This window comes from Perlabentimonas gracilis (assembly GCF_011174675.1).
In the GTDB taxonomy this organism is placed as follows: domain Bacteria; phylum Bacteroidota; class Bacteroidia; order Bacteroidales; family Tenuifilaceae; genus Perlabentimonas; species Perlabentimonas gracilis.
Map to the genome: position 1 here is coordinate 57,531 of NZ_JAANIG010000023.1, position 13,430 is coordinate 70,960.

Annotated in this window: 3 protein-coding genes; 2 read left to right on the forward strand and 1 reads right to left on the reverse strand. The window is 43.4% G+C overall.

Features of this window, described 5'->3' with window-relative positions; all coding sequences use genetic code 11:
• Window positions 1-3: 3 nt before the first annotated feature.
• Complete coding sequence (locus G8O23_RS10935) at window positions 4-1,818, reverse strand: caspase family protein (RefSeq protein WP_166364711.1); 1,815 nt, start codon at window positions 1,816-1,818, stop codon at window positions 4-6.
• Window positions 1,819-2,082: 264 nt separating this feature from the next.
• Between G8O23_RS10935 and G8O23_RS10940 the strand changes: the two genes are divergently transcribed.
• Together G8O23_RS10940 and G8O23_RS10945 are read left to right on the forward strand one after the other, a co-directional pair.
• Window positions 2,083-6,948, forward strand: coding sequence for an FG-GAP-like repeat-containing protein (locus G8O23_RS10940; RefSeq protein ID WP_166364713.1), 4,866 nt, complete (start codon window positions 2,083-2,085; stop codon window positions 6,946-6,948).
• Between the two features lie 290 nt (window positions 6,949-7,238).
• Window positions 7,239-13,430: FG-GAP-like repeat-containing protein (locus G8O23_RS10945; protein WP_166364715.1), on the forward strand; the 6,192-nt coding region annotated here is incomplete at its 3' end.

Here is a 13,430-nt window from a genome sequence, read left to right on the forward strand (position 1 = left end):
GGCTTAAGGGTTTTGTTTTCGAATAAAGATGAACTGTCCACCCTCGTCTCCGGTATTAATAATTGGGCTATACATTGGGGTTTGGTTCGAATTGTTGATTACAGCAATCTTAAGGTCGTTGTAAAGCTGGCTTGCATCGAAAAACTGGTTCCGATTGTTGGTTAGTGACCTAAGCAGGTAGTATGTAAATACCGAGTGACCCTCTTTTCCGCCATCCATTACAGGTTCAATACCGCCCGACGTTAGAGCAGTGCGTGAGGGTTTTGAGTATATTTTGTTGTAGTACTTAAAGGAGTTCTCGTAGGGGATGGTAAGCGTTTTTCCTCTGAAGATATCGCCACTAAAGCAGGCATCGGCAATGAGGAATGTGTGTTTCGACTTTATTCCTCCCAAAAATGTTTGAATATCGATATTAGAGATGAACTGTGAAATGGAGCTGGTGTTTGCATCTACCGGCACCCAAAATCCACGCTGTAGAGCCTCGTTGTACTCACCATGGCCCGAGTAGAATATAAGCAAGTTGTCGTTCTCGCGCACGTTCGTCATTAGCCACTCAAACTCTTTAATGATATTTGAGCGGGTAGCCTGCTCGTTAAATAGGGTTTTAATGGTATGAAACTCGTACTGGTTGCTAAGCTGTTGGGCTACCGCGCGGGCATCGTTTACTGCATTTCTAAGCGGTGTCCATGTGCCGGAGTACTTGTCAATTCCAATGATAAGGGCAAAGTATCGACCAACCGACACCTCCTGAATGGCCTGCTCCGCCATTAGCCCCCTAAGGGGATCGCCGCTTCGGTACAGGGTAAACTCCTGTGCTTCGTTGGCTTGAGCAAGCTGAACAGGCTTGTTTATCTCCACTGCAAATGATTTGGTGGACTCCTCGGCAAGTTCGGCTCCTTCTGCGTGCACAACAATCTCAAAATCGTTGGTGTCAATCTCTCGGTTGATGTAGAATAGCATATCCACATCTCTTGTCTCGCCAGCATTTATGGGCAGGTTGCTAATACTCTCGAGCAGAAGCACGTTTTGGGGCAGGGTGTATAGTAGCTTAAGGTTTTTTGCGTCATCGGATGATGTATTGCTAACCGTAAAGCTTAGCTTAACCGTTGCTCCCGGAGTAACTGTACCTGTTGGTGTGGTAAGCTGCTCGTTGGTTATTAGTATGCTGGGTAGCCGGGTATCGTTACCAGTTTTTAGCTGCCAAACTTTAAGGTACTCAATTTGTATCGACGAACGCTCGGCCACTTGAAACCCTACACCATGGCCAAATAAGGGCTCGAATGGCATTTTATGCACCAGCTGCTCATTCAGGAAGAAGTAGTAGTTCTCACCTAGCTTGCGTACGGTAAGCTTGTTGTACGTGTAGTTGTTTATTAGCTGTGTGGATGTGATTGGAACAAAATCGGTGAATTTTCCATTCTCAAACTTGTCGATGGTGTATTGTCCCTGTCCATTGAAAAAGAAGTCGAACTGCTTGGCACTCTCAACACATTTTCCCCATTGCAGCCCGTTAAACTTGTTGGGTATGCCCTTGTCAAGCCTAATCTTAAGCTCAATCTCAAAATCTTTGCTCTGGTCGATGTATACCTCTTTGAAATCTTCCTTTGGAACATCCTCATACGATTGGAAAAAAAGCGAGTTGTTCTCTAGGTTCTGGAACCATACATTCTCCTTTATGCCCAGTAGCCAGTTGTTTTTATTGTCGACAAACTCATCAATAAAAAGCGGAATTTTATGCTCAGGGGCAATCGATTGGTATAGTTCGGGCGTAAGAATGCTTTGGGATTTTCCAGAGGTACTAATTGCTATAAATGACATTAGTAAACAAGCGGTGCTTAGTGCAGCAAATTGTTTCATGGTTCGCAAGGTTATGTTTTAGGTTTAAAGGCAAGCTTAAACAAATTTAAACCATTTTGTTATGTAATACAATAGCCGAAAGTAATATGCTGATTAAAAGAAGTGATATCGTGCTGAAATACTGAAATCGAAGCTATTCTGCGCATTACAATTTTGACAAATGGGAATCTTTCAAAGGGAAAAAACACTATTTTTATATTAACCAACACCAAGCATTATACCCATATGGCATTACTCTCAATAGCCCGATGGTTTGGATTGTGCCTAGTAGCCATTCCATTCATTCATTTATCAATTAACCATTCAGTAGCACAAACGCTTAGCTTTGAGCACTTGTCAGCCTTACCACTTAATGGAGTTCATAATGGTTCGATAGCATGGGGCGATTTTAATAGCGATGGGCAACTTGATTTAATAACCACTGGTTTGTATTTAAATGGTTTAAGCATTGGAGGAGCAGAGACCAATCTATACACCAATTTGGGGGACGGATCATTTGAACCGTCCTCCTATAGTTTGCCTAATGTATACGATGGAAGCGTTGCCTGGGGCGATTTAAACAACGATGGCTATCTTGACCTTATAATAACAGGTGTTTACAACATTACTTATGATGATTTCTATCCCGATTTTGATGGGTACATATCAAAGATTTTTATTTTCGATGGAAGTGACTTCGTTGAGAACGAGACCCAGATTACTGGTGTTAGGCATAGCTCCGTTGCCATGGCCGATTACGATAACGATGGGTTTTTAGATTTTATTATTGCTGGAGAAGACAACTATGACGAGGTATCAACCAAGCTATTTCGCAACAACGGCGATGGTACGTTCACCGAACAAACCGCGGTTCAGCTGCCCCCACTTTATATGGGCGAAATTGCATGGGGCGATTTTGATAACGATGGATATGTAGACATCCTTCTGGCAGGAGCCACCATTAACAATTCAATTCTTGCAATATACCGTAACAATGGCGACAATACCTTTTCTGAACTAGAGGGCTTTACTCGCTATGGCAACACGTTCTTCTCTGCTAAATGGGGCGATTACAACAACGATGGCTATCTCGATATACTTCTGGCTGGCGAACACCAGCAGGAAGGCACGTCGGCAATATACAGGAACAATGGTGATGGTACTTTTAGCTTAAATAATGCAAATTTACCAGTAGTGTTTGGCAAAGGCCACTGGGCCGATTTTAACAACGACGGCTTATTAGATGTTATCCTTTCAGGTGATATTCTGGGTGAGGGAAAAACCCAGATTTTCATTAATAAAGGCAATGATACTTTTGAAGAGCAGGAAAGTAATCCTTTTGTAGGGGTAAAAGAGAACTCATTGGCTTTAGGCGATTTCAATAACGATGGTAATATTGATGTTGCAATTATTGGGTTAGACAATGAGAATACTTCTGTTGCAAGAGTATACAAGAATCTTTGTACCACCCCCAACAGTAGACCCAACCCACCAACTGGCTTGGGTTACACGGTGCTTAAACAGGGCGTTAAGTTAACGTGGAGTGAGGTTACATCCGACGAAACGCCCAAAGAGGCTATGGCTTACAACGTGGCGCTAACCGATAATACTGGTCACGCTATGCTCATGCCAACCCATTCAACCACCAACGGCATTCGGCAAGTGCCTAACCTAGGCAATGCGCAGCTGGGGACTTCCCACATCCTCAACTATACTTTCCGATGGGGAAAAGACTACTATGCTAGCGTTCAGGCCATAGATAACTCGTACCAAGGTGGCGAATTCTCTAGCAATCTGCAAATAGTAATTGAACCCATACAGGCATCGGGTTTACAGGCAAAGAATGTTAACAACAATTCAATCCTAGTTAAGTGGCAAAGGGGGAATGGCGACCGAAGCATTGTGTTTGCAAAAGAGGGCAACTCGGGTAGCGCCCTACCAGTTGATAATACTACCTATTACTCCAACCCAATTTTTGAGGAGGGATCGCCCCTGGGTGAGTCGGGCTGGTACTGCGTATACAAAGGCAAAGCCGATTCGGCTCTGGTTGGTGGGCTCGACCCCATGAAAGACTACCTTGTGAATGTTATTACATTCCAGGGAGAGAGTGGCGAGGAAAAGTATATGCCCAACCAAATATCGCATACAAACATAGGAATATTTAACTCTTTGCTTTTTACCGAACAAACCCATATTACAACTTCCAACTTTAACATAAATACAACCCTAGCCTGGGCCGATTTTGATAACGATGGATTTCTTGATTTTTTAGTAACTGGTTATACTAACTCTGGCTATGCTGCAGAACTTTATCATAATAATGGTGAGAACGAATTTAAACTTCAAAACAGTACGGGCTTGCCCGGAGTTACACAAGGCTCAATTGCTTGGGCCGATCTCAATAATGATGGATATCCCGATGTTTTAGTTACGGGAACTATAAACGGTTCCAGTTCCGGAGCAATATCAAGAGTATACCTTAATAATCACAATGGAACGTTCACCTATTTAGATGCTGGACTAATTGGAGTTTTTAAGAGCTCTGTGGCAGTTGGCGACTACAACAACGATGGCAATATAGATATCCTGCTTTCTGGCGCATCTGATGGTGGAAAGATAGCTAAAGTATACCGTAACAATGGCGATGGAACCTTTACCGATACTAATGCAGGTCTGCCTGGCATAGAGAGCGGCAACGCCACTTGGGGCGACTACAACAACGATGGTTACCTCGATATTCTTTTAACCGGATCGGGCATTGCAAAAATTTATCGCAATAATGGCAACGAAACCTTTACTGAGCAAACCTCCATTTCACTCACTGGCGTTAGCCATTCTGCCTCTGCTTGGGGCGATTTCAATAACGATGGATATTTGGATATTGTAATTACAGGAGGGAATCCATACTCTGTAGCGAAACTGTACAACAACAATGGCAATGGAACTTTTTCCGAAGTGACCGGAACAGGCCTGCCCGGAGTCTCTAGCGGAACGGTTACCTGGACCGACTATAATAATGATGGGAATCTCGATATAATAATTACAGGGCTTTCCCATTTATCTGATGGAACCTCGGCCCACATAGCCAAGGTTATGAAGGGTAACGGCAAAGGTAATTTCACCGAAGAGCCAGGGTTTAATTTAAAAGGAATTAGAAACGGAACAGTATCTCTAGGCGATTACGATAACGATGGCGATACTGACGTTCTGATTACAGGATACAACAACTTTACAACTATCACCAAGGTATTTAAGAACAATACCATTATGCCGGGTGTTCAACAGAATGCCAACGTCAAACCTGAAAGCCCGCAGAATTTAACCTCAATTGTTCTGCCCGGCACAACTACCCTTAGCTGGTCGCCCATTAAAACCGATGAAACACCATACAAAGCCATGTCATACAACGTATGGGTTGGCACTGAGGTAAACTGGCAAAACGGAATAACAGTCGTCCCAGCCCACTCAGACTTAGAAACAGGCTACCGCAAAGTTGTATCGATGGGCAATGCCCAACTCGACACAAACTTTATTCTCAGAAACCTACCCTTAGGCATATACTATTGGAAGGTACAGGCTGTAGACCAAGGCTATGTTGGAGGTTCATGGTCGGAGGTTGCATCATTTGAGATAAAAAACATACAAGCATTCTTTCATGCAGGTATGGCTTGCCTCAATTCAGGCACCCAGTTCACAGATCTATCCCAATCCATTGAGGAGGTTACCTCTTGGCAATGGGATTTCGGTGATGGAACAACATCTAACGAGTCAAACCCTGCACACACCTATACTTCAGCCGGAGTTTTCACTGTAACCCTATCGGTTGCAACGGCAAGTTTTGCCGACTCGTACTCAATGGACATAGTAGTTGGGTTGAGTCCAATTGCCGACTTTACAGCCCCAACTGTTTGCCTTGGTAGCACAACACCATTAAGCAACCTAACCAATCAGAATGGCCTTACTATCACCGAATGGCTATGGGACTTTGGCGATGGAGTAACATCAAACCAAGAAGATCCTTTGCCCCACCGATACTATAATGCCGGTGAGTTTGAGATAACTCTTTACGCCACAGCCCACAATGGATGTGTTGGCATTAAGCAAAAAATTGTGCAAGTGGGAGAGTACCCACAAGTACCAATAAGTGCAAATGGCCCACTAACATTTTGTCAAGGCGAAAATGTGGTGCTTGAGGTTCCCCAAAACAGCAGCTACGCATACAGCTGGCTTAACGAAGGAGTAAGCATTACTGGGGCAACTAGCCACATCTATTCAGCCACACAAACGGGCAGCTACTCGGTTACTGCATCCAATCCTGTGGGAGAGTGTGTGAGCACATCGGGGGAGGTAAACGTAACCGTTCGGCAAAACCCAGCAAAACCTGTGATTTCTGAGGTTAATAACCAAATCGATTTTTGCCCAGGAACAATAGTAACGCTGCAGGTTGAAAACCCTTGGCCAGAATATATTTACCAGTGGCGAAGATCGGGGGTAGATATCCCCAATGCCAATGGCATCAATTACTCTGGCAAACTATCTGCCAGCGATTATTCTGCTGTTGCCATTGCTGAAACCTGCAGCACACCATCCGATAATCTCACCCTCACCACCAAGCCCGCCCCCGCCAAGCCCGCCATATATGCCCGTGGCCCCAACGTGTGGATTCTGGGCTGCAGCAACGAAAGTGCGACGGCTTACCGCTGGTACCATAACGATGCGCTGATCCCCGGCGCCAACACCTACACCTACGTGGCCAACCAGCAGCTGGGCAACTACTTGGTGCGGGTGAACGAGGGCGGCGAGTGCTGGACCGCCAGCGACGTGATCAACATCCCCACGGGCACCATCGTGGGCATCGACATTAGCCTAAACCCCACCGAGGTGGCTATCTTCCCCAACCCGTCGGGAGGCTTATTCTACGTGCGGCTGGGCGAAGGCCTGATGGGTAGGGTGAGGGTGCGGGTGACCAATGCGCTGGGTCAGGTGGTGCTGGCGCAGGAGCACAGCGCCCCGGCCTTTACCCTCGACCTGAGCAGCGCGCCCAAGGGGGTGTACCTCTGCCGCATCGAGGTGGAGGGAGGCAGCGTGGTGAGGCGGCTGGTGGTGGAGTAGAGCAGCTGATCATCAATCAAGCAATATACTTTTTCACTACTGACCGACTAATAAATATTGATTTAGCTTCGCTGCTAATTCGTGGTCTCGCTTCCTGCCTGACTGCGTCATTCAGGCAGGCGCTCGAAATCTATTGCATTATTATCATTTTAAAAAATACTTTGTCGGACACTAGTGATACCTTTTCTTTTGCACAATAACCAATAAAATAAGTAAGGTTTAGTATTGTTTTCAATAATCAATTGCTGTAACTTTGGTTAAACCGCCTTTCCCCCAAACCCTAACCTATCATGATAGACCACATTACCAAAAACCAACGATGGGCTTTCGAGCTGTTAATAGTATTAATGGTTTTTTTCTCAACACTCCCCTTAACAGTACTATCACAAAACATAATATTAAGCGAAGATTTCTCCACGGCCTCGGGCACCACTCCTCCAGCAGGCTGGACAGTAGAGGTTGCTCAGGGTAATGCCAATGAGGTTTGGCGATTCGACAACCCTGGCAATAAAGCAACAAACTTTCCAATAGTAGCCCCTTTTGCTATCTTCGATAGTGATTACTACGGTGATAATGGTACAGTTGAGGAGGTTTACCTGATATCGCCTGAATTTGATGCAACCACAGAAGAATACGTTTTTTTGGAATTTCATGAGTATTTCCAAGAAGGTTATGATGGCTTATGCGAGATTGAACTATTTAATGGAGTTGGGTGGGTTAATGTGTACGTTAATAGCACAAGTACCTCTAATCCTGAGCCCTCATCGATTAATGTTACTGACCAAATTCGAAATGTACCCAATGCAAGGGTTCGATTTAAATGGACTGGCGATTATTCTTGGTATTGGATTATTGATAACGTAGTAGTTAAAACCATTGAAGAGATACCCGTAGATTTATTTACTGAATACCCCATAGCAGATCTGTATCAAGCCAACCAAGGTACAGTTAGGTGGTTCGATTTTGATAACGACGGAAATATGGATATAATAATTTCCGACATAGCAACCACTCTTGTATATAGAAATAATGGTGATGGGAGCTTTGCCTTACAGGAGGAGATAGAACTAAATGGCGCATTGAGGAATTCGTTAGCAATAGCCGATTACAACAACGATGGCTTTTTAGATGTATTGTTATCAAGATCAAATGGTCCAACATGTATTTATCGAAATAACGGTGAAGGAGGTTTTGTTAGTGGGCTACAAATCACAGACTATACCTCATATCAAACAAATGCAATATGGGGCGATTATGATAATGATGGAAATGTTGACTTGCTGCTTTTCGATAACAGAGAGACAAAGTTGTATCGTAATAATGGCAATAATACATTCACAGAACAAACAAACATTAACCTTTTAGATGTTACATCTGGTGTAGCCGCTTGGGGCGATTACGATAATGACGGATACTTAGATCTTATAATATCAGGTAGTGACAAGGACTACAATCGAGTTACCAAAATATATCGAAATGAGGGGGGGCATTCCTTTACGGAACAAACAGAAATCCAAATTACCAACATTATAGGAGAAAATGTTGCTTGGGGCGATTACGATAATGATGGTTTTTTAGACCTTCTAATTACTGGAAGCCATATGGCACGGGTTTATCGAAACAATGGTGCGGGAAACTTTATATGGCAGAGTGGACTGGGGTTAGCTGGGGTATCAATTTCATCGGCAGCTTGGGCCGATTTCAATAACGATGGGCATTTAGATATTGTGCTTGCTGGACAGTCAGTTCAAATGTTGAACATTTTTAAGGTTTATCAGAATAATGGGAACAATACCTTTAGTGAGATAACCATGCATGAAATTCCAGGAGTGGATTACTGTTCTATTGATTTGGCCGACTTTGATAACGATGGGAAAATAGATTTATTGGTTTCTGGCAGAGATAATAGTAATCAGGTAGTAACGAAAGTTTTTAAAAACAATACTAAGCATTCCAATGCCACTCCTAATGTGCCTTTAGGTTTAAATGCTACAGTAAAAGCCCAGTCAGTATTACTGGAATGGGACAGTGTAACTGGCGATGAAACCCCCGAGAATAGTATGACATATAATGTTAGGGTAGGAACAACTTCTGGGGGGAACGATGTGGTATCGTCAATGTCTTTACCAGCAGGGAATCGCCTTTTATCTGGTATGGGAAATACTCAAACCAAGTCGTTTTTCGAACTTGAGAGCTTAAAAAATGGAGTATACTATTGGAGTGTACAGGCTATTGACGGAGGATATGCAGCAAGCCCCTTTGCTCCAGAGCAGTCTTTTACATTCAAGGCAGAAATTCAGGCATCACATATTTTTGCTGATAATATTGAAGGGAATCGCCTTACCTTGCACTGGAGGCGAGGTAATGGGAAATTTTGTATTGTTTTTGCTAAGCAGGGTGACGATGGGGTAGCGGTACCCCAAGATTACAGCTCATATACTGCAAATAGTGAGTTTGGTGTAGGAACTGAAATTGGCGAGAGTGGATGGTATTGTATTTATAAAGGAACAGAATGTAGTGTTGATATTGAAGGGCTCAATGCGTTAACAAATTACAGATTTCACGTAATCGAGTTCGAGGATGGTCCAATATACTACACCGAGATAGTAATATCAAACCCTGCAACTATTAAAACCCAAGTATTTACAGAGTTGACAGACATACATATACAAGGTTTTTTGAGGGGGTCATTTGCTTGGGGCGATTTTAATAACAACAACCTTTTAGATTTTATTGTAATGGGTAATGGTAGCACTGCAATGTCACTATACCCAATTACGCATTTATATAAAAATTTGGGTAATGATGAATTTGTGATCGAACAGACGCTAGAAGGGATTCAGCAAGGCTCGGTTGCTTGGTCGGATTATAATAACAACGGGTTTCTCGATATTTTTATTTCGGGAAATAGTAATAATGATGGAGTTACATTGGTATATAAAAACAATAATGGAACTGATTTCGCTGAAGAAACCCAAATACAGTTGCTGGGAGTTACAGAAAGTTCTGTAGCATTACATGATTTTGACAACGATGGAGATATTGATCTACTCCTATGTGGTGCTACAAGTGTTGGAGAACAGTCCCAAATATACAGGAACAATGGGAATGGTACTTTTAGTTTACATCCAGGGATTGATTTAGAGGGGATTAGTGGCGGTGATGCACTTTGGGGCGACCTTAATAATGATGGCTATGTCGATTTGTTTTTATTGGGACACGGAGCAACTATTGTTTACATTAATAATGGCGACAATACATTTACTAGGCTTAACAACACAGGTATTCCTAACGTTGAATACGGTTCTGCTGCCATTGGTGATTACGATAATGATGGTTTCTTAGATATAGTTTTAACAGGCCAAACAAACAAAAGGATTGCCAGTGTATTTCGTAATAATGGCGATGGTACTTTTACAGAGCAAATAGATATTGAGTTGGAAGGGGTTGCTTGGGGAAGCATTGCTTTAGGCGATTACGACAACGATGGCCTTTTAGACATCGTTATTTCTGGTATGGAAAATGGCGAGAAACAAGCCACAAGATTATATCGGAACAATGGCGACAATACATTTTCTGAGCAATCACATCAAAAATTTCTTGGGCTAACTAATTCTACCGTTGCTTTCGGCGATTACGATAATGATGGAGATTTGGACATTTTTGTTATGGGGGTTTACAATTATTCTCTTTATGCAAAAATCTACAGAAATGACATTAATACTCCTAATAATAGACCTTTGGCACCAACTGGACTAGGTGCCGAAAAGGAGATTCACAAAACAATACTTTCATGGGATCCGGTTACAACCGATGAAACACCTCAAAAAGGGATGAGTTACAATGTGCGGGTTGGTAAAACCCCAGGAGGCTCTGATGTTAAGTCGGCTATGTCCTCCAATGATGGGGTTAGAAAAATTCCTGCTCTTGGGAACTGCGGCCATAGTAATTACTTTGAATTAAGGAATCTTTTACCAGGCGATTATTACTGGAGTGTACAGGCTGTTGACAATGGTTATAGGGGTGGTTATTTCGCTCCGGAGCAGAGCTTCACAATTGAAAGCATACAGGCAAGTAACTTACAGGCATATCACCTTAGATCGGGGAGTTTAGTAATTAAGTGGGATAAGGGGAATGGCACTCGTAGGGTTGTGTTTTGCAAGCAGGGTTCATTGGGGACTGCACATCCAATTGATTTCAGGACTTATACTGCCGACCCAACTTTTGGATATGGTGACGAAATTGGGAATACTGGGTGGTACTGTGTTTACAACGGAAGAGCCGATAGTACAACTGTTTATGGTTTGTCCGCTGGTTTAACATACAATTTTCAAGTTGTTGAGTATGTTGGAACTACTGGTGCCGAGGAATATTATCATATAAGTGGTAACGCAAATCCAGGTGCATTTTCAACAGGCCTATTCTCTGAACTAACCGATGCGGATATCGTTGGCGCAGCTTATGGCTCGGTTGATTGGGGAGATTTTAATAACGATGGATATATTGATCTGGTTATTACAGGGAGTGATGGATTTAATCATAATTTAAAGGCTTATACTAATTCTGGTGACAACACTTTTGCTGAACTATCAGGTATTGATTTACCAGGATTGGTTCGTTCTTCTGTACACTGGGCCGATTTTAATAATGACGATAATCTAGATTTCTTAATTGTTGGAACTTATTGGGGAGAGGAAATTGCTAGAATATATATAAACGATGGGAATGGTGCTTTTTCTTATAATGAAAGTGGAATAAATGCAAATCTAACCAATCCTAAGATTTCCATTGGCGATTACGATAATGATGGATATATGGATTTGCTGGTGTCAGGGTCTTTATCAGGTTCAGGCTCTTCATTTACTAGGGTTTACAGAAATAATGGAGACAACACTTTTTATGAACTGCTCGACACTACAGTTCCAGACTTATATTCAGGTTTCGGTGCATGGGTTGACTATAACAATGATGGTCTTTTAGATATTTTTATTTCTGGTTATCTGTCCATAGCTAGTCTTACTTGTGTTTCAAAGATATTTAAAAATAATGGCGATGGCACGTTTACTGAGGATACTCAGGTTGTGCTTCCAAGTGTACATTCCAGTAGTGCAGCTTGGGGCGATTACGATAACGATGGCTACATAGACTTACTTTTAACTGGATTTAGGCCAGGATTTGGTAGGATATCTAAAGTTTTTCGCAATATTTCGGGGTCGTTTTTCGATATAGAAGCCGGTCTTGAAGGTGTAATTGATGGGGCAGTAGCTTGGGGGGATTTTAATAATAATGGATTACTAGATATTATTATTACTGGAGAAGCAGATTTTGGTTCAGTAACAAAAATCTATTTTAATAATGGCGACCATACCTTTACAGAGGCTACTGATCTGAACCTTACAGGAGTTAAGAATAGTGCTATTGCTCTTGCCGATTTTGATAACGACGGGGATTTAGATTTTATTATTACAGGGGAAACAACAGGTTCAGCATACATAACAAAGGTGTATCGAAATAATTTAGTTATGCGAGCAGGGGCCTTTGAACCTAATCAAAAACCCAGTACCCCAAAGGGTCTTGTTGCTAAATTTGAACCAATTGGTATAAGGCTTTACTGGCAGAATGTGAAAACCGATGAAACCCACCATAAGGCTATGAGTTATAATGTATGGATTGGTACGCATAGGGACTGGACAGAAGGACAAACAATTTGCTCACCTCACTCAAGCCTTGATAGTGGATTTCGCCGAATTACATCAATGGGTAATGCTCAGCTTGATACAACTTTCCTTATCACAGGGTTAACATCTGGCATTTACTATTGGCAAGTCCAAGCCATCGACCAGGGCTACCTGGGCAGCGAATGGTCCGAGCTAGCCACCTTTGAGGTGAAGAACACCCAGGCGTTCTTCAGCGCCACCACCGTTTGCCACGGGCAGCCTACGCAGTTCACCGATCAGTCGCAGGCCACCGACGGGATCGTGTCTTGGAAATGGTACTTCGGCGATGGGGGCGAGTCCACCGATCAGCACCCCCAGCACCCTTTCGCCACCAGCGGAACGCACAGCGTGAAGCTTGTGGTGGCATCTGCCACCGACAAGGACTCCATCGAGGTAGCCGTGGTGGTTAAACCCTCGCCCCTTGTCGATTTCAACGCCCCCACCGTTTGCTTGGGGCAAGAGACCACCCTCACAAACCTCACAGACACATATGAGCTTGATATTGCCAGCTGGACATGGGATTACGGCGACGGCAAGGGCTCCGTTCTACAGGAGCCACCACCCCACGGATACATCAACCCGGGCAGCTATCAGGTGGGGCTCTACGTGGCCGCCACTAACGGGTGTGCGGGCTCAATGGTTAAAACCGTTTCCGTTGGCGCCATTCCCTCAGCCTCCCTGAGCGCCAACGCCCCGCTTAGCTTCTGCCAGGGGCAGAGCGTTACCCTTGAGGTGCCTTTTAATGAAAACCATAGCTACCAGTGG

Excerpts from the sequence above, each read along its gene's own strand:
- G8O23_RS10935 (WP_166364711.1), bottom strand. The coding sequence starts at position 1,818 with ATGTCATTTATAGCAATTAGTACCTCTGGAAAATCCCAAAGCATTCTT.
- G8O23_RS10940 (WP_166364713.1), top strand. The coding sequence starts at position 2,083 with ATGGCATTACTCTCAATAGCCCGATGGTTTGGATTGTGCCTAGTAGCC.